Raw genomic sequence first — 22301 nt, 5'->3', positions numbered from 1 at the left:
GCTCGGCCCGACGACGTCGTCATCTCACTCGTAGCCGTAGCTGCGCAGATGCTCTTCCGTGTCCGCCCAGCCCGAGCGCACCTTGACCCACAGCTCCAGGAAGACGCGGCCATCCATCAGATGCTCCAGCTCCTGGCGCGACTCGGAGCCGATGCGCTTCAGGCGCTCGCCACCCTGGCCGATGATCATGCCCTTATGGGCGTCGCGCTCGACGACGATGCTGGCGCTGATGCGGCGCAGCTCGCCCTCCTCTTCCCATTTGTCGATGACGACGGTGGAGGTGTAGGGCAGCTCGTCCCCGGTCAGGCGGAACAGCTTCTCGCGGATGATTTCGCTGGCCAGGAACTTCTCGCTGCGGTCGGTCAGCGCGTCTTCCTCGTAGAACCAGCCCTGCTCCGGCAGATAGGGCTTGAGGATCTTGAAGAGGCGGGTGACGTCGGCCTCCTTCTTGGCCGACAGCGGCACAAACTCGCTGAAATTGCGGCGCTCCTGCATGCCCTTCAGCCAGGGCGCCAGCTCGGCGCGGCGGTGCACGGCGTCCAGCTTGTTGGCGATCAGCACGACGGGCTTGTCCTCGGGCAGCAGGCCCAGCACCTTGGCGTCGTCCAGGCCGAAACGGCCGGCCTCGACGACGAAGAGCACCAGGTCGACGTCGGCCAGCACGCCGTGCACGGTGCGGTTCAGCGTGCGGTTCAGCGCGGCGTTGTGTTTGGTCTGGAAGCCGGGCGTGTCGACGAAGACGAACTGGGCCTCGTCGACGGTGCGAACGCCAGTGATGCGGTGGCGGGTCGTCTGGGCCTTGTCGGAGGTGATGCTGACCTTCTGGCCGACCAGGGCGTTCAGCAGCGTGGATTTGCCGACATTGGGCCGGCCGACGATGGCGATGAGGCCACAGCGCTGCGGGACTTCGGAAGCACTGGAATCAGGCTTGGGCTCGGTGGTCATGGTCTGCCTCGTTCGGCGGTCAGTCTATCCAGCAGGCGGCGGGCGGCCTCCTGCTCGGCGGTGCGGCGCGAGCGGCCTTCGCCGAGTTCAGCCGCGTCCAGGGCGGGCACGGCGCATTCGACCTCGAAGGTCTGGGCGTGGGCCTGGCCCCGCGTGGCGACGATACGGTAGTTCGGCACGGCGATGCGCCGGGCCTGCAGCCATTCCTGCAACGCGGTCTTGGCGTCCTTGGCGAAGTCGCCGGCACTGCTGGCGGTCGAGATGGTGTCGCCCAGCAGCCGGCGCACGATGGCCAGGGCCGCGTCGTAGCCGGCATCCATATAGGCCGCGCCCAGCACGGCCTCGACGGCATCGGCCAGGATGGACGGGCGCTGGGCGCCGCCACCGCGGGCTTCGCCGTCGGACATCTTCAGCACGGCGGGCAGGCCCAGGGCCAGGGCCAGCTTGTGCAGGCTGTCCTCGCGCACCAGATGGGCGCGCACGCGGGTCAGGTCGCCCTCGTCGGAACCGGCATAGCGCTCATAGAGCAGGCTGGACACGGCCAGGCTCAGCACGGCGTCGCCGAGGAATTCCAGGCGTTCGTTGTGGTCCGCGCCGAAGCTGCGGTGGGTCAGGGCCCGTGCAAGCAACTCGGGCCGCTGGAAGCGGTGACCGATGCGGAGCTGCAGGTCGTCCAGCGAGGCGCTCATCGTCGGGGGCGCGGCGCGCTCGGCGCCGTCAACGCGACTTGCCCTGGTACTTGATCAGCAGATAGACCGGCCCGAAGAGGTCGATCTCCTTGTCCCAGGCGAATTCGATGACGACTTTGTCGTTGGCGTCCTTGGTGACCACCAGGTCGGCGCTCTTGATGCTCTGGATCGAGTATTCGGTGGCCGTGGCCTTGTCGAACTCCTGGCGCACCTGGGGCACGGTGGCCGGGTTGCCCGAAGCGATGCGGTCAACGACGCGCTGCACGGTGTAGTACTCCAGGACGGTCGGGAAGACCTTCATGGCGACGACAACGGAAACGGCGACGACGGCGCCCCAGAACAGCAGGCCGATCAGCGTGAGGCCACGCTGGCTGCGGAACGAGGGGGAGGACGGCGGTAGGCGGCGGCAGCTCATCTGGGGGGCATCAATTGAAGAAGGTACCGATGCGCTTGAGATTACCGAAATTCATCCAGACCAAGAAGGCCTTGCCGACGATGTTTTCATCCGGCACAAACCCCCAGAAGCGCGAATCGCGGGAGTTGTCGCGGTTGTCGCCCAGCATGAAGTAGTGGCCGGCGGGCACTTTGCAGGTCACGCCCTCGATGGTGTAGCGGCAATTCTCCTGGAAGGGGAAGGGGCCGTCTGCACGGTCGGCGCGGAAGAAGGTCTGGGCTTGCGGCTGCACGAGGATCTGGTGTTCCTTGTCGCCGAGCTTCTCCAGGAAACGCGGCCGGTAGACGCGCGGCGAGCCGCTGTCGTCGTAGAAAGTGCCCTGCGGCTGGGTCGGCGCGAGCTGGCCGTTGATATAGAGCTTCTGGTTGACGTAGCTGATTTCGTCGCCCGGGATGCCGGCCACGCGCTTGATGAAGTCGGTGCTGGGGTCTTCGGGGTAGCGGAAGACCATCACGTCGCCACGCTTGACGTCGTTGTTGGCGACGATCTTCTTGTTGATCACCGGCAGGCGGATGCCGTAGTGGAACTTGTTGACCAGGATCAGGTCGCCCACGAGCAGCGTCGGCACCATGGAGCCGGACGGGATCTTGAAGGGCTCGAACAGGAAGCTGCGCAGCAGGAAGACGACAAGGATGACCGGGAACAGGCCGGCGGTCCAGTCCAGCCACCAGGGCTGCTGCAGGATCTGCTGGCGGGCCGGCTCGATGTCGCCATCGACGCGGGCAATGCCCTGGGCTGCGAGCGCGTCGCGGCGCTTGGCGTCGGCAGCCGCCAGTGCATCGGCAGCGGCGCGGCGCGCCGGCGCGAAATGGAAGCGCTCGGCCAGCCAGTAGAAAAAGGTCACGGCCGTCAGGGCGAACAGCAGCAGGGCGAAGTTGCCGTTCCAGCGCCCCATGTACCAGCCACCCAGATAGGCCACCAGGGCCGCGTACAAAACACCGGTCAGAGCGCTCATCAATGAGGTTTTCAAGGCTGGATGGGGGGGTCAGTCGTCGACTTGCAGGATGGCGAGGAAGGCTTCTTGCGGCACCTCGACCGAGCCGATCTGCTTCATGCGCTTCTTGCCGGCTTTTTGCTTTTCCAGCAGCTTGCGCTTGCGGGTGATGTCACCACCGTAGCATTTTGCCAGCACGTTCTTGCGCAGCGCCTTGATGTTCTCGCGGGCGATGATGTTGGCGCCGATGGCGGCCTGGATGGTCACGTCATACATCTGGCGCGGGATCTGCTCGCGCATCTTGGCAGCCACGCCGCGGCCACGGTACTGGCTCTGGCTGCGGTGCACGATCATCGACAGCGGGTCGACCTTGTCGCCGTTGATCAGGATGTCGACCTTGACGACGTCAGCGGCGCGGTATTCCTTGAACTCGTAGTCCATGGACGCATAGCCGCGCGAGACGCTCTTCAGCTTGTCGAAGAAGTCCAGCACGATCTCGGCCAGCGGGATCTCGTAGGTCAGCATGACCTGCTTGCCGTGGTAGGCCATGTTCAGCTGCACGCCGCGCTTCTGGTTGGCCAGCGTCATGACGACGCCGACGTAGTCCTGCGGCATGTAGAGATGCACCGTGACGATGGGCTCGCGGATCTCCTTCATGGCGCCGATCTCGGGCATCTTGGACGGGTTCTCGACCTGGATGACCTCGCCGGTGTTCAGCTCAACCTCATAGATGACGCTGGGCGCGGTGGTGACGAGGTCCTGGTCGAACTCGCGCTCCAGGCGCTCCTGCACGATCTCCATGTGCAGCAGGCCGAGGAAGCCGCAGCGGAAACCGAAGCCCAGGGCCTGGCTGACCTCGGGCTCGTAGCGCAGCGAGGAGTCGTTCAGACTGAGCTTTTCCAGCGCGTCGCGCAGCTGGTCGTATTCGCTGGCCTCGGTCGGGTACAGGCCCGCGAAGACCTGGGGCTGGATTTCCTTGAAGCCGGGCAGGGCCTCGGTCGCCGGGCCGGCGTTGTTGGGCAGCTTCTTTTCCAGCGTGACGGTGTCGCCCACCTTGGCCGCGGCGAGTTCCTTGATGCCGCAGATGATGAAGCCCACCTCGCCGGCCTTCAGCCCCTCGCGGTTCTCGCTCTTGGGCGTGAACACGCCCAGGTGATCGATCGGGTAGACCGTGTTGGTGTTCATCATGCGGATGCGCTCGCCCTTGCGCAGTTCGCCGTCCACCACACGCACCAGCATGACGACGCCGACGTAGTTGTCGAACCAGGCGTCGATGATCATGGCGCGCGGTGCCGCCTCGGGGTTGCCGCGCGGCGGCGGCATGCGGGCGATGACGGCCTCGATGATCTCGTCGATGCCCATGCCGGTCTTGGCCGAGCAGGGGATGGCGTCGTCGGCGTCGATGCCGATGACGTCCTCGATCTCGGCCTTGGCGTTGTCCGGATCGGCCGACGGCAGGTCCATCTTGTTCAGCACCGGCACGACCTCGACGCCGAGGTCCAGTGCCGTGTAGCAGTTGGCCACCGTCTGGGCCTCGACACCCTGTGACGCGTCCACCACCAGCAGCGCGCCCTCGCAGGCCGACAGCGAACGGCTGACTTCATAAGAGAAGTCCACATGCCCCGGCGTGTCGATCAGGTTCAGGTTGTAGATCTGGCCGTCCTTGGCCTTGTACTGCAGCGCGGCGGTCTGGGCCTTGATGGTGATGCCGCGCTCGCGCTCCAGGTCCATGGAATCCAGCACCTGCGCTTCCATCTCGCGATCGCTCAAGCCTCCGCAACGCTGAATGATGCGATCGGCCAACGTGCTCTTGCCGTGGTCGATGTGGGCAATGATGGAGAAGTTGCGGATGTGATTCATGCTGACCTGCTGCGCTTGATCGCCGGACATGCGACGGCTTCAGCCGTTGCACCGAGACTCATATCGCGCAGCGATGTGAAGGCGCGGGAGCGCCGTGTCGGAGGTAAAAAAAAGGCACGTCGAAGAGGCGACGTGCCTTCCAACAAAAGGTATGGCAACTGCTTGTTGGGCTTTCATTGTAGCGAAAAGGCCCAGCCGGGAAGCCGCACCAGCATTGGTTTTCCGGCCGTTGCAGGCTGCCAACAAGGATTTTAACCACAGCTTATCCACAACTCCTTGTGGATCGCCTGTGGAAGAAATCCTGGTGTCATGAACGGCCTTCGATTCCACCGCCAGACACCGCTTTCTAGGGCGCGTCGAACCCTGATTTTAGCGGATGGCGCGAACAATCCGTGCCGGAGCACGAAAGTTAGCCGGCGCCAACTTCCCAAAACGGTGGACAACCCTGACCACCCGCCAGCCCCGGCTTGCCGCATCGCGGAAAGCCCGAGGCGCCGGCTGAGGTTTTCCGCTAGATCAGCGGGTCGGCTTCAGCAGCACGAAGCTGGTGACGTCTTCCCGGCGCACGACGAGGTTGAGGGTCTTGTTCTTGTCGGCCTTGGCGATCTGAGCCTGGAAGGCCTTGACCGAGGACACCTCGACGTTGTCCACCGACAGGATGAGGTCGCCCTCGCGCAGGCCGGCGCGGGCAGCGGCCCCCGTGGCGCTGTCGACCTTGACGCCGGTCTTGAGCTTGAGCTCCTTGCGCTGCGCGTCCGTCAGTTCGGACACCTTCAGGCCCAGGGCCGCCGTGGCGCCCGAGGCGGCCGGCGCCTCCTTGCCGGCGGGGCTCTCGGCCTCCGCCTTGGGGCGCTCCACTTCACCGATGGCGACCACCACATCCTTGTAGGCGCCGCGGCGCAGCACCGTCAGCGTCACCTTGGAGCCGGGCTTCACGGCGGCAATCATGCGGCGCAGGTCCAGCGCCTTCTCGACCACCTTGCCGTCGACCTTGGTGATCACGTCCGCGCCTTCGATGCCGCCCTTCTCGGCGGGGCTGCCCGCGGTCACATTGCTGACGACGGCGCCGAGCGGCTTGCTCAGGCCCAGGGCCTCCGCCTCTTCCTTCGTGACGTCGCGGGGCAGCACGCCCAGGAAGCCGCGCACCACACGGCCGCCGGCGCGCAGCTCGTCGGCCACGCGGATGGCATCGGCGATGGGGATCGCGAAGGAGATGCCCATGTAGCCGCCGTTCTGGCTGTAGATCTGCGAGTTGATGCCGATGACCTCGCCGCGCATGTTGACGAGCGGGCCGCCGGAGTTGCCGGGGTTGATGGCCACGTCGGTCTGGATCAGCGGCAGCAGGTCGCCGGTGTCGCGCTGCTTGGCGCTGATGATGCCGGCCGTCACGGTGTTCTCGAGGCCGAAGGGCGAGCCGATGGCCATGACCCATTCACCGACGCGCGACTTGTTGCTGTCGCCCACCTTGATGACGGGCAGGCCGGTGGCCTCGACCTTGACGACGGCCACGTCGGAGCGCTGGTCGGCGCCGATCAGCTTGGCCTTGAGCTCGCGCTTGTCGGTCAGCGTGACGATGACCTCGTCGGCGCCCTGCACCACATGGGCGTTGGTCAGCACGTAGCCGTCAGCGCTGAGGATGAAGCCGGAGCCGACGCCGCGGCGCGTCGGGCCGTCGTCTTCCGGCGTGCCGCCGCCGCGCGGCGCGCCGCGACGCTGGTTGGGCACGGGGATGCCGAAGCGGCGGAAGAACTCCTGCATCTGCTCGTTCATCTCCGCCTGACCTTCGGGCACCTTGACCTTCTCGGCGGTGCGGATGTTGACGACCGCCGGGCCGACACGCTCCACGAGTTCGGCGAAGTCGGGCAGCTCGCGCGCCTGCGCCGTGGCGGGAGCCTGGCCCAGGGCCAGCATCAAGGCCAGCGCCGCGCCGGAAAGCAGGAAGCGCGCGCGGGCGGGAGGGAAGCGGTTCTCAGCGTGCATAGGAGATTCCAGGGATACAGCGGGGGCGGGCAAAACAGGTGGGGCGGTGCGGCGAGGCTTCAAGGCCGCGGCTGGGAGGCCGTCGGCTCGGGCAGGGCCAGGCCCCAGTCGATGACTTCCGGGGGCGCATCTCCCGTCAGGGTACGGCCTGCGGCCGTCTGGGCAAAACTCATGCCGCTAAGCCCTTGCGCGCGCGGTGTTGCAATCGGTGCAGCGGCCAGGACCGGCTCCTGTACGGCCGGCGGGCGCAGGGCGACCACGCCAAGGGCCAGGGCAATGAAGCCGGCCGCCACGCCCATGGGCGCCAGCCAGTCGAATCGCCGCGGGTGGGCCGGCACGGGCGCCGGCATCTGCGCATGCAAGGCGTCCAGCAGCAGCTGGGGATCGCGATGCAGCGGGGCGAGTTCCGCGGAACGCAGGCCGTCGCCCGCGGCATGCCACTGCGCCCAGCGCTCGCGCAGCCCGGCATCCCCGGCCCAGGCCGCCTCGACGCGCGCCCATTGGGCCGGCGTCGCGCGGCCGTCCATCACGGCGGACAGGGCCTGGCCCAGCGGGTCGTCGATCTCGTTCACCATGGCCGCCCTCCTCCGCCCAGCAGCGGCCGCAGCTTCGCAGCCACCGCCTCGCGGGCCCGGAAGATGCGCGAGCGCACGGTGCCCGGTGGGCAGCCCATCAAATCGCCGATCTCGTCATAGCTCAAGCCATCCACCTCTCGCAACAGCAGCGCCCGGCGCTGCTCCTCGGCCAGGGTCGCGACCGCCTCGTCCAGTTCGCGCGCCAGCTGGCGGCCGGCGAGCAGGGCTTCGGGAGTCGCATCGTCGCTTGGAGCAGCTGCGGTGCCGAAAGTTCCCTCGTCGTCCGCCAGGGATTCGAGCGGCCGCTGCTGCGAGCGGTGACGCTTGGCCGCATTGATGGCGATGCGGTAGATCCAGGTGTAGAAGGCGCTGTCGCCGCGAAAGGCCGGCAGGGCCCGGTAGGCGGCCAGGAAGGTCTCCTGGCAGAGGTCGGCCACGTCCGCCGGGTCCCGCACGCTGCGCGACAGCAGGCGCTCGACGCGGCGCTGGTATTTCAGCACCAGCATGTCGAAGGCGGCGCGGCTGCCCTGTTGGGCCTGGCGCACCAACAGGGCGTCGGCGTCCGCCGTCATGGCCGGCCCGCCCCGTGTGGAGCGGCAAACAAGGTCGCGCGCAAGGCGGCCCAGGCCGGTTGCTGGGCACGCGACAGCGGCAGCCAGCACGGCCCCGGCTGAGCACGCAGCAGCAGCCAGGCGTCGAGGTCGATCAGCACGGCGAGTTGCACCTGGGTTTCGTCATCGCGGCCCGCGTCGGCCAGCCACCAGGCCTGGCCGTCCCAGCGCAGCCGCCGTGGCAGCACGCCGGCTTGGCGCCAGGCCCAGAAAGCGAAGGCGGGAATGGCCAGCAAGGCCGGCCAGGCCTGGAATCCATGACTGAAGGCCCAGGCCAGCAGACCGCCAAGCGCCAGCATCGCGATCAGCGCGACGATGGCCTGCACGGCCGGCTGGGGCTGCAGATGCGCAACGACCGGCGGCGTGCGGCGCATCGCCGGCGGGCGCGATCAGACGCGCTTGAAGATCAGCGTGCCGTTGGTGCCGCCGAAGCCGAAGTTGTTCTTGGCGGCGACGTCGATCTTCATCGGCCGCGCCTCGTTGGCGCAGTAGTCCAGGTCGCACTCGGGATCCTGGTTGAAGATGTTGATCGTCGGCGGCGCCACCTGGTCGCGGATGGCCAGGGCCGTGAACACCGACTCGATGCCACCCGCGCCACCCAGCAGGTGGCCGGTCATGGACTTGGTCGAGCTGATGACCATGTTCTTGGCGTGGTCGCCAAAGGCCAGCTTGATCGCGTTGGTCTCGTTCACGTCGCCCAGCGGCGTGGAGGTGCCGTGGGCGTTCATGTACTGGACCTGATCCGGGTTCATGCCCGCGTTGCGCAGCGCCGCGCGCATGGAGCGCTTGGGGCCGTCAACGTTGGGCGCGGTCATGTGGTACGCGTCCGCACCCATGCCGAAACCGGCCAGTTCGCAGTAGATCTTGGCGCCGCGCTTCTTGGCGTGTTCGTACTCTTCGAGCACCAGCACGCCGGCACCCTCGCCCAGCACGAAGCCGTCGCGGTCCTTGTCCCAGGGGCGGGACGCGGTCGCGGGGTCGTCGTTGCGGGTGGAGAGCGCCCGGGCCGCGGCGAAACCGCCGATGCCCAGCGGCGACACCGCACCTTCGGCACCGCCCGCGATCATCACGTCGGCGTCGCCGTACTCGATGAGGCGGCCGGCTTCGCCGATCGCATGCAGGCCCGTGGTGCAGGCCGTCACGATCGCCAGGTTGGGTCCCTGGAAGCCGAAGTTGATCGAGACATGGCCCGAGATCATGTTGATGATCGAGGCCGGGATGAAGAACGGCGAGATGCGGCGCGGGCCGCGGTTCATCAGCTCGGTGTGGGTGTCTTCGATCAGCGGCAGGCCGCCGATGCCCGAACCTACGAGCACGCCGATGCGCTCGGCCTGTTCTTCGGTCAGTTGATCCCCGGTCGGGATACCGGAGTCACGCACCGCCTGGAAAGCCGCCGCCAGCCCGTAATGGATGAAGCCATCCATGTGCCGGGCTTCCTTGGCGGGGATGTAGTCCTCGATGTTGAAGCCCTTGACCTCACCCGCGAAGTGGCATGCCAGGTTGCTGGCATCAAAGCGGGTGACGGTGGCAATGCCGGAACGACCGGCGAGGATATTGGCCCAGCCTTCGGCAACGGTATTGCCGACAGGACTGATCAGGCCAAGACCGGTGACGACAACGCGACGACGGCTCATGCAGTGCGGATCAGAGTTGCGAGAGAAAAGGGCTGAGGCCGAAGCGCTCAGGCCTTCTGGTGCTTGACGGCGTAGTCGATCGCCAGTTGCACGGTGGTGATCTTCTCGGCTTCTTCGTCCGGGATCTCGATGCCGAACTCGTCTTCGAGGGCCATCACCAGTTCCACGGTGTCGAGAGAGTCGGCGCCCAGGTCAGCAACGAAAGCCTTCTCGTTGGTGACGTCGGCTTCCGCCACGCCGAGTTGCTCGGCAATGATCTTCTTCACTCGTGCTTCGATATCGCTCATGAAACTCCTCCAGGAGAGGTTTGCAGAAAACAGCCCAGCATTCTACGGGCACTAGATGGACGCCCCTAAATCAAGGCGTCCGGGCCACTTCAGGCCATGTACATGCCACCGTTGACGTGCAGCTCGGTGCCCGTAATGTAGGCACCTCCCGGTGATGCCAGGAAGGCGACGGCAGCGGCGATTTCCTCGGGCGCGCCGAGGCGCCCCAGCGGGATCTGGGCCAGCAGCGCGGCCTTCTGGGCCTCGGGCAGGACCTCGGTCATGTCGGTGGCGATGAAGCCCGGCGCGATGCAGTTGACCGTGATGCCGCGGCTGCCCAGCTCGCGGGCCAGCGAGCGCGTCAGGCCGGCCACGCCGGCCTTGGCGGCGGCGTAGTTGGCCTGGCCGGCATTGCCGGAGGCGCCGACGACGGAGGTGATGTTGATGATGCGGCCGCTGCGCTGCTTCATCATCGGCTTGGTCGCGGCGCGGGCGAGGCGGAACACCGCCTTCAGATTGGTGTCCAGCACGGCGTCCCAGTCTTCGTCCTTCATGCGCATGGACAGGGTGTCGCGGGTGATGCCGGCGTTGTTGACGAGGACATGCAGGCCGCCTTCCTTGGCGACGATGTCGTCCACGGCGGCCTGGCTGGCGGCGGCGTCGGTCACGTTCAGTGCGATGCCGCGGCCGCCGTGGGCGGCTAGGGCTTCGGTGATGGCGGCGGCACCGGATTCGGTCGTGGCGGTGCCGACGACGCGCCAGCCTTCGCTGGCCAGGGCCAGCGCGATGGCGCGGCCGATGCCGCGGCTGGCGCCGGTGACGAGGGCGACGCCCTTGGATGCGGATTCAGTCATGGGTTCAGCCTCCACCCAGCAGGGCGCGAGCTTCGGCAAGCGAAGCGGGGTCGAAGACGCAGGCGGCCTGCAGCTCGCCGTCGATGCGCTTGGCCATGCCGGTCAGCACCTTGCCGGGGCCGGCTTCGATGAGGTGGCCGACGCCGTGCGCCTTCAAGGCCTGCACGACCTCGACCCAGCGCACCGGGCCGAAGGCCTGGCGGTAGAGGGCATCGCGCAGCGCGGCGTCGTTGTCGGTGACGGCCACGTCGATGTTGTTGATGACGGGGAAGGCGGCAGCCTGGAACTGCACCGAGGCCAGCTTTTCCTTCAGGCGCTCGGCCGCTGGCTTCATCAGGCTGGAATGGAAGGGCGCGGACACCGGCAGCGGCAGCGCGCGCTTGGCACCGGCGGCTTTCAGGATCTCGGCGGCCTTGTCGGCACCGGCCTTGCTGCCGGCAATCACCGTCTGCTTGGGGTCGTTGAAGTTGACGGCCTCGACGGCCTCGCCCGTTTCGGCGGCGGCCTGGGCGCAACCCGCGCGCACAGCGTCACCGTCCAGGCCCAGGATGGCGTACATGGCACCGGCACCCACGGGCACGGCCTCCTGCATGGCCTGGGCGCGGAAGCGCACCAGGGGCAGCGCATCGGCCAGGCTCAGGGCACCGGCGGCGACCAGGGCCGTGTATTCGCCCAGCGAATGGCCAGCGGCAGCCACCGGCACGGCGCCGGTCTCGGCGACAAAGGCGCGCCAGCAGGCGATGCCGGCCGTCAGCATGACGGGCTGGGTGTTGGTCGTCAGGTCCAGCTGCTCCTTGGGGCCAGCGTGGATCAGCGCACCGATGTCCTCGCCGAGAGCGGCAGACGCCTCTTCCAGCGTGCGGCGGACTTCGAGGTGGTCGCCCCAGGCGTCGAGCATGCCGACGGCCTGCGAGCCTTGGCCGGGAAAGACAACGGCAAAAGGTGCAGTCATGAGATCAGTTCCAGTTGATTCGTCGGCGCAGCCGGCGTCGCTCAATATTTGAGCAGCGCGGCGCCCCAAGTGAAGCCGCCGCCGACACCTTCCAGCATGATCGTGTCGCCACGCTGGATGCGGCCGCTGCGAACGGCGACGTCCAGGGCCAGCGGCACCGAGGCGGCGGACGTGTTGCCATGCTCGTCGACAGTGGCGATGAGCTTGTTCAGGTCCAGCTTCAGCTTCTTGGCCGTGCCCTGCATGATGCGGATATTGGCCTGGTGGGGGATGAGCCAGTCCAGGTCGGTCTCGGTGAGGCCGGCCTTCTCCAGCACAGAGCGGGCGACCTTTTCGAGCACGCCGACGGCGAGCTTGAAGACGGCCTGGCCATCCATCCTCAGGAAGGGGCTGCCGAGCACCTGGCCGCCAGCGACCGTGCCGGGCGTGCAGAGGACGTCGACGTGGCGGGAGTCAGCATGCAGTTCGGTCGCAAGGATGCCGGGCTCAGAGCTCGCGCCCAGCACGACGGCGCCGGCGCCATCGCCGAACAGCACGCAGGTGGTGCGGTCCTTGAAGTCGAGGATGCGCGAGAACACTTCGGCACCAACGACCAGGGCCTTGTTGGCCGCGCCGCTCTTGATCATGGAGTCGGCCACGCTCAGCGCGTAGACAAAACCGGAGCAGACGGCCTGCACGTCGAAGGCCGCGCAGCCGTGCACGCCGAGCTTCTTCTGCAGCAGGCAGGCAGTGGACGGGAAAACCATGTCCGGCGTGGACGTGGCGACGATGATGAGGTCGATCTCTTCGGCCGCGATGCCGGCGGCTTCCAGAGCCGCTTGCGCAGCCGGGAAGGCCAGGTCGCTGGAGCCTTGATCGGCTGCCGCGAAATGGCGGGCGCGGATGCCGGTGCGCTCGACGATCCAGTCGTCCGAGGTCTCGACGCCGTCGCCCGCGAGGCGATCAGCCAGGGCCTGGTTGGTCACGCGGTCGGCGGGCAGGAAACTGCCGGTGCCGAGAATGCGGGAATAGCGGGGGGTGTGAGTTCCAGTAGGGCTCATGCAGCCTGCGCGACGGAGTTCGCCGCGTTGTCTCCTGCATCGCTCGCCTTCACTTGCAGCGTGGCGACGATGCGGTCGTGGACCCGGTCAAGCAGCCGGTTGCGGGCGGCATCATAAGCGCGGGCCAAAGCCTGCTCGAAGGCGAAGGCATCGGCCGAGCCATGGCTCTTGAAGACCAGGCCGCGCAGGCCCAGCAGGGCCGCGCCGTTGAAGCGGCGGTGGTCGACGCGGTGCTTGAAGGCCTTCAGCACGGGCAAGGCGATCAAGGCGGCGATCTTGGTCAGCCAGTTGCGGCTGAACTCTTCCTTGATGAAGGCGCCGATCATCGTTGCCAGGCCTTCCGAGGTCTTCAGCATGACGTTGCCGACGAAGCCGTCGCACACAACGATGTCCGTCGTGCCCTTGTAGATGTCATTGCCTTCGACATTGCCGAAGAAGTTCAGCTGGCCGGCCGAGCCCGCGGCGCGCAGCAACTCGCCCGCCTGCTTGATGGTCTCGCTGCCCTTGATGGCTTCCTCGCCGATGTTCAGCAGGCCGACGCTGGGTTCTTCGTTGCCTTCGACGGCCGACACCAGGGCGCTGCCCATCACGGCGAACTGCAGCAGGTGCTCGGCCGTGCAGTCGACGTTGGCGCCGAGGTCCAGCACCGTCGTGAAGCCGCCGCGCTGGTTGGGCATGACGGTGGCGATGGCCGGGCGGTCGATGCCGTCCAGCGTCTTCAGCAGATAGCGGGCCACGGCCATCAGCGCGCCGGTGTTGCCGGCGGACACACAGGCATGGGCCAGGGCCGGGTTGCCTTCGCGGTCGGCCTTGAGCTGCTGGATGGCAACGCGCATGGACGAGTCGCGCTTGCGGCGCAGGGCGACCTCGACCGGGTCTTCCATCGTGACGACCTCGCTGGCCGCGACGATGCGGCAACGCGGCCAGGCGGCAGCGGCGGTCAGTTCTTCGGGCTTGCCGACGAGGATGAGTTCGGCGCCGGGATGCTTGTCGAGGAAGGCCCGGCAGGCCGGCAGCGTGACCGAGGGGCCGTGGTCGCCGCCCATGCAGTCGACGGACAGGCGGATAGCTTCAGACAGGGGGGCGACGGTCATCTCAGTGGTTTTCGTGAGCCACAAAGACCAAACCCGGCCCTGCGCGGTACGCAGGCCGGGTCGGCAGATTCATCGATGGTTTGGCGCCGCACCAGGCGGCACCCGGCACCATCAGGCCGCGTCGGCCTTGCTCTTCAGCACCTTGCGACCACGGTAGAAACCGGTCGGGCTGATGTGGTGACGCAGATGCACTTCGCCGGTCGTCGGCTCGATGGCCGTGCCCGGGGTGACCAGGGCATTGTGGGAACGGTGCATGCCGCGCTTGGAAGGCGACTTCTTGTTTTGCTGAACAGCCATGAAATTCTCCAGAATCTGCGGGGTTTGGGGGCGCGACCCCTGGGAGTGAGATCAAAGCTCGAACTCCAGGCCGCAGAAAAGCCCACGAGTGTAGCACCGGATAGGGAAACCGCCAAGCCGCGCCGATGGGGCGCCGGGAGAAAGCGGTACGGGCCATGGTTTCAGGCGCTGCCGCCTCGCTTCAAGGCGGCAAGCTTGGCAAAAGGATTGGGGCGCTCGTCCTCATCTGCTTCCGGCAGCTCATCGCTGTGGGCCAAAGGCTCGGGGCAGGCCTCATGGCGCGGCACCAGCGGCAGGGCCAGCAGCAATTCGTCTTCGATGAGTTCACGGGCGTCCAGGTGGCGCGGCAGAGCCAGCACATCGTCGTCGCTGTCGACGTCCAGCGCGGCCGCCTCGGCCTCGGTGTCGACGAAGCGGATCCAGCGATCGATGTCGATGTCTTCATGCACCGGCTTCAGGCAGCGCTGGCAGGTCAATGCGACCCGGCCGGAGGCGGTCAGGTGCAGCCAGGTCTGGGCCTTGGCGCCCTTGGGCTGGCGGATCTCGCCATGCAGCCTCCATTGCAGCGCAGGCCAGCCACTGGCCGGGGCCTCGGGAGCGGCGGAGTCGGCCAGCCGCTCGAGCGACGCGGCAGGCCACTCCCCAGCCAGGCTGGCGTCGTCGTGGGCCAGGGCTGCGACGTCGAGCTTCTCGGGAACAAAGGCGCGCGATTTCATGGACGAGAGTTTAGGCGGGGGAGAATGCCGCGATGCCCCAGTTGATCCTCGCCTCGACATCGCGCTACCGACAGGAATTGCTGGCCCGGCTGCGCCTGCCCTTCGAGGCCGTCGCCCCCGAGGTCGACGAGACCGCCCAGCCCGGCGAGGCTCCGGCGGCGCTGGCCGAAAGACTGGCCCTGGCCAAGGCGCGGGTCGTTGCGGCGCGCTTTCCCGGCGCCATCGTCATCGGCTCGGATCAGGTCGCCGACCTGGGCGGCGAGGCCATTGGCAAGCCGGGCACGCACGAGGCTGCAACTGCGCAACTTCGCCGCATGAGCGGCCGCGAGGTGGTGTTCCAGACCGCCGTGGCCGTCGTCGCGCCGGGCCTCGCTGCCATCGAGCGGGCCGAGGTGCGCGTGCGGCTGCGCGAGCTGAGCGATGCCGCCATCGAAACCTATCTGCGCGCCGACCAACCCTATGACTGCGCCGGCAGCGCCAAGGTCGAGAGCCTGGGCATCGCCCTGCTGGAGGCCGTCGAGTCCGACGATCCGACCGCGCTGATCGGCTTGCCGCTGATCCGCACCTGCGCCCTGCTGCGCCGCGCCGGCCTGGAGCCTTTGGCATGAGCAAGCCCGGTCGCCTCATCCTGATGCCCAACACGCTGGATTTCGGCGTGGATGACTCGCTGGACCTGCGCGATGTGCTGCCCCAGCGCGTCATCGAGCAGGCGGCACGCCTGACGCACTGGGCGGCAGAGAACGCCAAGACAACGCGCTCGCTGCTCAAACGCGTCGATGCGATTGCGCCTCTGGTGCAGCCGCTGCAGGCCATGCAGATCGCTGAGCTGCCGCGCCCCCCCAAGGGCGGCCGAGGCGGCGGCGATGACTCGGCCGCCTGGCTGGCGCTGCTGGAGCCCGCGCATGCCGGGCACGACCTCGGGCTGATCTCGGAAGCCGGCCTGCCCGCCGTGGCCGACCCCGGCGCACGCCTCGTCGCACTGGCCCACGAGGCCGGCATCGAGGTGGTGGCCCTGTCCGGGCCGAGTTCGCTGCTGCTGGCCCTGGCCGCCAGCGGCCTCAACGGCCAGAGCTTTGCTTTTGTCGGCTACTTGCCGGTGGATGCGGGCGGCCGCACGGCGCGCATCCGCGAGCTGGAGGCCTTGTCCGCCAAGGCCCAGCAGACGCAATTGCTGATCGAGACGCCCTATCGCAACGAGGCGCTGCGCCAGGCCTTGCTGGCGACGCTGAAGCCGGGCACGCGGCTGTCGATCAGCGTCGGCCTGACGCTGCCAGGCGGCTGGACACAGACCGCCACGGTGGCGGATTGGCGAGCCAATCGCACCACCCTGCCCGACCGCATCCCTGCGGTCTTCGCCCTGCTGGCTTAGCTCTCTGCCGGCGCCGGTTTCTTGGCGCCGAACAGCGCGGCGACCTGCTTCTTGGGCTTGATATAGCTGGACAGGCCCTTGGCGGCGGGCGTCGCGGCCTTGGCCTTCTCCCATGCCGGCGGCTCGCTGCCACCCGCATGGGCCTCGTAGGGCTTGTCGAAGAAGGGATCCTTGGGCGGAGCCGGCGGACGGAAGGCCGCACGCGGCGCGGGCCGGCTGGCCGGCTGTTCCTCTTCTTCCGGACGGCGGCGCTCGAAGCGCGGCGGACGGCTGTCCTGCAGTTCGAAGGGGTCGAGGTCGATCTTGCGCTTGATCAGCTTCTCGATGTCGGCCATCAGGCGCGCATCGGACTTGGTGACCAGGGTGACGGCCAGGCCCGAGGCGCCGGCACGGCCAGTGCGACCGATGCGGTGGACATAGTCCTCGGCGTTGAAGGGCACGTCGAAGTTGAAGACGGCCGGCAGGTCGGCGATGTCCAGGCCGCGGGCCGCCACGTCGGTGGCTACCAGCAGGTCCACTTCGCCGCGCTTGAAGGCGTCCAGCGACTTCAGGCGCTCGTCCTGGGACTTGTCGCCGTGCAGGGCCGCCGTGCGCAGGCCGTCGCGCTCGAAGGAGCGGGCCAGGCGGGCGACGCCCAGCTTGGAGTTGCCGAAGACGATGGCCTGGCGGATGGCGCGGTCCTTGAGGATCTGCTTGACCACGGCGCGCTTGTCGTCGTCGGTGCAGGCAATGAAGCGCTGCTCGACCGTCGACGCCGTCTGGTTGGGGCGGGCCGTCTCGACCAGGATGGGGTCCTGCAGATAGCTCTGGGCCAGGCGCTTGATCTCGGGTGAGAAGGTGGCCGAGAACAGCAGGGTCTGGCGGGCCTTGGGCAGGTAGCTCAGGATGCGCTGCAGATCGGGCAGGAAGCCGATGTCCAGCATGCGGTCGGCTTCGTCCAGCACGACGTACTCGACCTGGTTGAGGACGCAGTTCTTGGCCTCGATGTGGTCCAGCAGCCGGCCCGGCGTGGCGATCAGCACCTCGACGCCGGCCTTCAGCGCGGCCGTCTGCGGCTTCATGTCGATGCCGCCGAAGACGACGGTCGAGCGCAGATGCGTGTGCTTGGCGTACTTCTTGACGTTCTCGGCGACCTGGTCGGCCAGTTCGCGCGTCGGGGCCAGCACCAGGGCGCGCACCGGGTGGCGGGCCGGCGAGACGCTGGGGTTCTCGTGGCGCAGCATGCGCTGCAGCAGCGGGATGGAGAAGGCGGCCGTCTTGCCCGTGCCGGTCTGGGCGGCGCCCATGACATCGCGGCCTTCCAGGACGATGGGGATCGCCTTGGCCTGGATGGGCGTCATCGTCAGGTAGCCGGAATCGGCCACCGCGCGCAGCAGTTTGGCGTCGAGAGGAAGGGTGTCGAAGCGGGCAGGCGCCGCCTCAACGGGCGCCGCGGCTGCGGACTCGGGGGTTTCTTGCATCCGCTGATTATCCCGGATGCAGGAAAACTACGCCCGCCCTACTCCGGCCGGGCCACCGGCGGCTGGGATTCGGCCCGCGGATTCAGCACCATCCAGCGCGGCGTGCGGAAGCGGACGATGCGCCAGTACAGCAGCACATAGAAGACGACGAACAGGCCCAGGATGACCTGCAGCATGACGGTGTCGTCCCACCAGATCGTGGCCGGCACGACGGAGAGGCTGCACAGCACCCACAGATAAGGCGCGGTCAGCGCGTTGCGGCGCGTCAGCACGGCGGCGTCCTTGCTGCCGATGGCCCAGCGCATCAGGCGGCGGTAGATCAGGCTGTGCAGATGGATGCCGTCGGGCATGCCGACGGGGCGGCCGCGCACGACCTTGCGGCGGTACATGGAGAAGACCGTCTCCCAGACCGGGTAGGCGCACAGCAGCAGCGGGAACATCGGCGAGACGTCGGGGTTGCGCACCAGCAGCAGGATGGCCAGCTCCGACAGCATGAAGCCGAGGAAATAGGCGCCGCCGTCACCGAGGAAGATCAGCCCGAAGGGGTAGTTCCACATGAAGAAGCCGAGCACGGCGCCGATGACGGCGATGGCCATGGCGGCGACGAGCTGGTCGCCGGCCTGCAGCGCGACATAGGCCAGGCCCGCCAGCATGATGGCCGAGCACATCGAGGCCAGGCCGTTCATGCCGTCGATGATGTTGATGGAATTCGCCACGCCGCTGACGACCAGCAGGGCCAGCACATAGCCGCCGATGGCCGTCGAGGCGATCAGGTCCAGGCCCGGGATGGCCGTCTCCTTGATCTGGGCCCCCAGCAGCCAGGCGCCCAGGGCCGCGGCCACCAGCGTGGCCAGCATGCGGCGCAGCGGGCTGACGCGCTTGGTCAGGTCCTCGATGACGCCCGAGACGAAGGCCGGCACGCTGCAGGCCAGCAGCAGGACCGCCATGGTGCGCATGGCCGGGTAGCGCCAGGCCAGCAAGGCCGTACCGACGGTGAAACCGCTGAAGATGGCCAGGCCGCCGATGCGCGGCACCGGCCGCGAGTGGAATTTCTGGGGCCCTGACAGGTCATGGTCGGCCGACAAGGCACCATGCAGGTGCGACGAGCGGATGATGAGCAGTGTGGCGGCTGCCGCGATGGCGAAGCTCAGGGCAAGGATGGGGAGCATGAAGTTCCGCGGGCCATGGGCAGGGATGTCCGGCGGCCAGCCCGCCTGTCGACCCGAGAACCGAAGTGTAGCCAGTGACTTTTGCGCACCGCAGCAGTGCCCGGAGCGCTGGCTAGAATCCGCGCCGCCTTTGCCCCCGTCTCGGCGGGCGTGAAAGTGCGCGAACAGTCAATCCATGCGAGCCTCGTCAATGAATATCAGCCTGCCCCGGGACCGAACACCGTTTTTGACCGGGTTGCTCAAGGGAATGACTCTGATGGCCCTGGCGGTCAGCCTCGGGCTGCCTGCCACGGCGACGGCGGCCGAAGAAAACGACCCCAATGCCGTCGGCCCGGTGCGCCTGCTGGTGCCCAACCGGCTCGGCAACAACAGCAGCGCCGACCAGCAGAACGCGGCGCCGCTGACGCCCTCGCAGCGCGACACCGTGCTGCAGCAGCAGCAACAGATGCTGCTGCAGCTGCAGATGCTGCTGCAGCCCATCCCCGGCCAGCCGCTGACGCGGGAACAACTGGCCGCCCGCGCCGCCCAGCAGACCGAGTTCGAGCGCTATGTGCAGCGCGCCGTGGGCGACGACGTCGAGATCAAGCGCTTCGGCGCGGAGCTGATGACGCCCGCCCTGCCCCAGACTTATGAACTGCCGCAGTCGCAGCAGCAGACGCAGCAGCAACGCTCGGGCCTGTCGTCGCTGGGCGAGACCTCCAGCCAGATCCCGTCCGACTATGTGATCAGCGTCGGCGATGAAGTGCTGGTCAACATCTGGGGCGCGGTCGAGGCCGACCTGCGCCTGACCGTCGACCGCTCCGGCCGCATCACCATCCCGCGCGTCGGCCCCGTCCTCGTCGCCGGCGTGCGCTATGCCGACCTCAACACCGCGCTGGAGCAGCGCGTCGGCCAGGTGTTCCGCAACTACCGGCTCAGCGCCTCGCTGGGCAAGCTGCGCGGCATCCGCATCTATGTGACGGGCTTCACCCAGCGCCCCGGCGCCTACACGGTGAGCGGCCTGTCGACCATCGTCAACGCCATGATCCAGGCCGGCGGCCCGTCGGCTTCCGGCAGCTTCCGCAACCTGGAACTGCGCCGCGGCGGCAAGCTGGTCAGCAGCTTCGACCTCTATGACCTGCTGCTGCGCGGCGACCGCAGCGGCGACCGCCTGCTGCAGGCCGACGACGTCGTCCACATCGGCCCCATCGGCCAGCAGGTGGCACTGATCGGCAGCGTCAACCGCCAGGCCATCTTCGAGCTCAAGACCGGCGAGACGGTCAACGACCTGATGCTGATGGGCGGCGGCCTGAGCGCCGCGGCCGAGCGCGGCCGCCTGGCCATCGAGAGCATGGCCCAGCGCAACGAGGGCCGCGTCGCCGAGGTCAAGCTGCCGCAGCAGGGCAACCTCGCCCTGCAGGGTGGCGACGTCGTGCGCGCCTTCAATGCCCTGGACACCGTGCTGCCCCAGCACAAGCAGAACAAGCGCGTCCGCGTCGACGGCGAAGTGCAGAGGCCGGGCGAATACATCCTGGCCCCCAACAGCACGCTGAGCGACATCGTCAAGGCCGCCGGCGGCCTGACGCCTGCAGCCTTCATCTATGGCTCCGAACTGAGCCGCGAAAGCGTGCGCGTCACCCAGCAGGCCCAGTACGACCGGGCGCTGCGCGACCTCGAGGGCGAGTTCGCCCGCGTCATGGTCAAGCCGCGGGCCACCACGACCCCCGACGACCCCACCACCCAGAGCAACCGCGGCCAGGCCTCCGGCCGGCTGATCGACCGCCTGCGCGCCGTCAAGCTGACCGGCCGGGTCGTGATGCAGATCGCCCCGACGGCCGGCAGCCTGCCCGAACTGGCCGTCGAGGATGGCGACCGCCTGACCATCCCGGCCCGCCCGACCACCGTGGGCGTGTTCGGCAGCGTCTTCAACACCGGCAGCTATGTCTACAGCCAGGGCGCCAGCATCGACGACATGCTGCGCCTGGCCGGCGGCCCGACGCGCGGATCCGACGCCGGCAGCACCTTCGTCATCCGCGCCAACGGCAATGTGGTCAGCTCGCGCCAGCACAGCAGCGGCTGGTTCAGCTCGGGCACGGGCCTGTCGGCCGTCGCGGCCCAGCCGGGCGACACCATCTATGTGCCCGAGGACCTGACCAAGGTCACCTTCAGCCAGGAGGCGAAGGAATGGACGCAGATCCTCTACCAGTTCGGCCTGGGTGCTGCGGCCCTGAACTCCCTGAAGAACTAAGCAATGAACAGTTCCAGCACAGTCGAGCGGCCTGAAACCGCCGCTCACGGCGCGCCTGCAGCGTCGGAATCGTTCGCGCTCGGTCCGCTGATTGCCGCGCTGTGGCGCAAGCGTCTGCTGATGGTGGGCGCCCCCCTGCTTGCCAGCTTTGTCGCGCTGGGCGCCAGCTATCTGGTGAAGCCGACCTTCACGGCGCGGGTGGCCTTCCTGCCGCCCCAGCAGCAGCAAGGCGCCGCGGCCGGGGCCCTGGCGTCGCTGGGTGCGCTCGCGGGCCTGGCGGGCGGCGGGGGCGCCGGCCGCAACACCGGCGACCAGTACGTCGCGCTGGTGCAGAGCTACACGGTGACGGACAAGATCGTCGAGCGCTTCAACCTGGTGGAGAAGTACGACAGCAAGTTCAAGAGCGATGCCCGCAAGGAACTCAGCGAGAAAACCCGCGTGTCCCTGGGCCGCCGTGACGGCCAGATCGTGCTGGAGGTGGATGACCACGACCCCGTCGCGGCCGCCGGCATGGCCAAGGCCTACATCGAGGAGCTGCGCGTCCTGACCGCCGGCCTGGCCCTGACGGAAGCCCAGCAGCGGCGCGCCTTCTTCGAGCGCCAGCTGACCCAGGTGCGCGAAAAGCTGACAGCCGCCCAGCAGGCGCTGGCGGCCACCGGCATCAGCATCGGATCGATGAAGGCAGAGCCCAAGGCCACGGCCGAGGGCTTCGCCAAGCTCAAGGCCGAACTGACGACCTCCGAGGTGAAGCTGCAGGTGCTGCGGCGCGTCATGCACGACAGCGCGGCCGAGGTGATTGCCCAATCGGCCAAGGTGGATGCACTGCGTGCCGAGATGGCCAGGCAGGGTCAGAACGAGGAGCCGTCGACCCAGAACGGCTACATCAGCGCCTACCGGGAATACAAATACCAGGAAACGCTGTTCGAGCAGATCGGCCGCCAGTACGAGCTGGCCCGCATCGATGAAAGCCGCGACGGCGGCCAGCTCCAGCTCGTAGACGCGGCCCAGGTGCCGGAGCGCAAGTCCAAGCCCAAGCGCAGCATCTTCATGATGGTGGCCTTCGGCCTCACCTTCGCCCTGTGCGCCGGTCTGGTGCTGCGGCGCGAGCTGATGGCCGGCCGCCGCAGCTGAGCGGGTGACCCGGCAACAAAAAAGGCCGCTCGGTTGAGCGGCCT

General features: G+C 67.9%; 23 protein-coding genes. 4 read left to right on the top strand and 19 right to left on the bottom strand.

The features are described 5' to 3' along the window. Positions 1–24: 24 nt before the first annotated feature. From era to AC07OY_RS15980, 17 genes are all read right to left on the bottom strand, one after another. Positions 25–945, bottom strand: coding sequence for a GTPase Era (gene era / locus AC07OY_RS16060; RefSeq protein ID WP_495043609.1), 921 nt, complete (start codon positions 943–945; stop codon positions 25–27). Beyond that, complete coding sequence (gene rnc / locus AC07OY_RS16055; RefSeq protein ID WP_495043608.1) at positions 942–1634, bottom strand: ribonuclease III; 693 nt, start codon at positions 1632–1634, stop codon at positions 942–944. The genes era and rnc overlap by 4 nt, the downstream gene beginning before the upstream one ends. A gap of 28 nt (positions 1635–1662) precedes the next feature. After that, the gene (locus AC07OY_RS16050) at positions 1663–2049 is read right to left on the bottom strand and encodes a DUF4845 domain-containing protein (protein ID WP_495043607.1); all 387 of its coding nucleotides are present in this window, start codon (positions 2047–2049) and stop codon (positions 1663–1665) included. Between the two features lie 10 nt (positions 2050–2059). Then, positions 2060–3043, bottom strand: coding sequence for a signal peptidase I (gene lepB, locus AC07OY_RS16045; protein WP_495043606.1), 984 nt, complete (start codon positions 3041–3043; stop codon positions 2060–2062). Between the two features lie 30 nt (positions 3044–3073). Further along, positions 3074–4882: a translation elongation factor 4 gene (lepA, locus tag AC07OY_RS16040; protein ID WP_495044064.1), complete on the bottom strand. Its 1809-nt coding sequence runs from the start codon at positions 4880–4882 to the stop codon at positions 3074–3076. Positions 4883–5398: 516 nt separating this feature from the next. Continuing rightward, positions 5399–6862 carry a DegQ family serine endoprotease gene (locus tag AC07OY_RS16035; RefSeq protein WP_495043605.1) on the bottom strand — a complete coding sequence of 488 codons (1464 nt, stop codon included), beginning with the start codon at positions 6860–6862 and terminating at the stop codon, positions 5399–5401. Between the two features lie 59 nt (positions 6863–6921). Beyond that, positions 6922–7437 carry a sigma-E factor negative regulatory protein gene (locus AC07OY_RS16030; RefSeq protein ID WP_495043604.1) on the bottom strand — a complete coding sequence of 172 codons (516 nt, stop codon included), beginning with the start codon at positions 7435–7437 and terminating at the stop codon, positions 6922–6924. Continuing rightward, positions 7431–8009, bottom strand: coding sequence for a sigma-70 family RNA polymerase sigma factor (locus tag AC07OY_RS16025; RefSeq protein WP_495043603.1), 579 nt, complete (start codon positions 8007–8009; stop codon positions 7431–7433). Before AC07OY_RS16025 ends, AC07OY_RS16030 begins: the two co-directional genes overlap by 7 nt. After that, on the bottom strand, positions 8006–8422 hold the full coding sequence (locus tag AC07OY_RS16020; protein WP_495043602.1) for a hypothetical protein: 417 nt from the start codon (positions 8420–8422) through the stop codon (positions 8006–8008). The genes AC07OY_RS16025 and AC07OY_RS16020 overlap by 4 nt, the downstream gene beginning before the upstream one ends. Before the next feature lie 15 nt (positions 8423–8437). Then, positions 8438–9682: a beta-ketoacyl-ACP synthase II gene (fabF, locus tag AC07OY_RS16015; protein ID WP_495043601.1), complete on the bottom strand. Its 1245-nt coding sequence runs from the start codon at positions 9680–9682 to the stop codon at positions 8438–8440. A gap of 47 nt (positions 9683–9729) precedes the next feature. Then, a complete protein-coding gene (gene acpP, locus AC07OY_RS16010; RefSeq protein ID WP_056204266.1) occupies positions 9730–9969 on the bottom strand; it encodes an acyl carrier protein in 240 nt (79 codons plus the stop codon). A gap of 89 nt (positions 9970–10058) precedes the next feature. Continuing rightward, complete coding sequence (fabG, locus tag AC07OY_RS16005; protein WP_495043600.1) at positions 10059–10802, bottom strand: 3-oxoacyl-ACP reductase FabG; 744 nt, start codon at positions 10800–10802, stop codon at positions 10059–10061. Between the two features lie 4 nt (positions 10803–10806). Next, positions 10807–11754, bottom strand: a complete 948-nt coding sequence (gene fabD / locus AC07OY_RS16000; protein ID WP_495043599.1) for an ACP S-malonyltransferase — start codon at positions 11752–11754, stop codon at positions 10807–10809. 41 nt (positions 11755–11795) lie between these two features. After that, the gene (locus AC07OY_RS15995; RefSeq protein ID WP_495043598.1) at positions 11796–12794 is read right to left on the bottom strand and encodes a beta-ketoacyl-ACP synthase III; all 999 of its coding nucleotides are present in this window, start codon (positions 12792–12794) and stop codon (positions 11796–11798) included. Then, on the bottom strand, positions 12791–13888 hold the full coding sequence (gene plsX / locus AC07OY_RS15990) for a phosphate acyltransferase PlsX (protein ID WP_495043597.1): 1098 nt from the start codon (positions 13886–13888) through the stop codon (positions 12791–12793). The genes AC07OY_RS15995 and plsX overlap by 4 nt, the downstream gene beginning before the upstream one ends. 111 nt (positions 13889–13999) lie before the next feature. Continuing rightward, a complete protein-coding gene (gene rpmF / locus AC07OY_RS15985) occupies positions 14000–14185 on the bottom strand; it encodes a 50S ribosomal protein L32 (protein ID WP_056876082.1) in 186 nt (61 codons plus the stop codon). Between the two features lie 161 nt (positions 14186–14346). After that, positions 14347–14901 carry a YceD family protein gene (locus AC07OY_RS15980; RefSeq protein ID WP_495043596.1) on the bottom strand — a complete coding sequence of 185 codons (555 nt, stop codon included), beginning with the start codon at positions 14899–14901 and terminating at the stop codon, positions 14347–14349. A 32-nt stretch (positions 14902–14933) separates the two neighbouring features. On the opposite strand from AC07OY_RS15980, the gene AC07OY_RS15975 reads away from it, so the two are divergent. Both AC07OY_RS15975 and AC07OY_RS15970 read left to right on the top strand, forming a co-directional pair. Continuing rightward, entirely contained in the window at positions 14934–15509 is a 576-nt protein-coding gene (locus tag AC07OY_RS15975) for a Maf family nucleotide pyrophosphatase (RefSeq protein ID WP_495043595.1), read from the top strand. After that, on the top strand, positions 15506–16270 hold the full coding sequence (locus AC07OY_RS15970; RefSeq protein ID WP_495043594.1) for an SAM-dependent methyltransferase: 765 nt from the start codon (positions 15506–15508) through the stop codon (positions 16268–16270). Before AC07OY_RS15975 ends, AC07OY_RS15970 begins: the two co-directional genes overlap by 4 nt. On the opposite strand, the gene AC07OY_RS15965 is transcribed toward AC07OY_RS15970, so the two are convergent. Together AC07OY_RS15965 and AC07OY_RS15960 are read right to left on the bottom strand one after the other, a co-directional pair. After that, positions 16267–17730 carry a DEAD/DEAH box helicase gene (locus tag AC07OY_RS15965; RefSeq protein ID WP_495043593.1) on the bottom strand — a complete coding sequence of 488 codons (1464 nt, stop codon included), beginning with the start codon at positions 17728–17730 and terminating at the stop codon, positions 16267–16269. The two genes, AC07OY_RS15970 and AC07OY_RS15965, sit on opposite strands and share 4 nt — an antisense overlap. A gap of 38 nt (positions 17731–17768) precedes the next feature. After that, on the bottom strand, positions 17769–18899 hold the full coding sequence (locus tag AC07OY_RS15960; RefSeq protein ID WP_495043592.1) for an MraY family glycosyltransferase: 1131 nt from the start codon (positions 18897–18899) through the stop codon (positions 17769–17771). Positions 18900–19155: 256 nt separating this feature from the next. Here AC07OY_RS15960 and AC07OY_RS15955 point away from each other — a divergent pair, with 256 nt between their 5' ends. Both AC07OY_RS15955 and AC07OY_RS15950 read left to right on the top strand, forming a co-directional pair. Further along, entirely contained in the window at positions 19156–21126 is a 1971-nt protein-coding gene (locus AC07OY_RS15955; RefSeq protein ID WP_495043591.1) for an SLBB domain-containing protein, read from the top strand. A gap of 3 nt (positions 21127–21129) precedes the next feature. Beyond that, positions 21130–22257 (top strand): Wzz/FepE/Etk N-terminal domain-containing protein, encoded by a 1128-nt coding sequence (locus AC07OY_RS15950; RefSeq protein WP_495043590.1) that lies wholly within the window; start codon positions 21130–21132, stop codon positions 22255–22257. Positions 22258–22301 lie beyond the last annotated feature (44 nt).

The sequence above is a fragment of the Roseateles sp. GW821-FHT09H10 genome, assembly GCF_059415865.1.
This window is presented reverse-complemented; position numbering and strand designations above follow the sequence as displayed.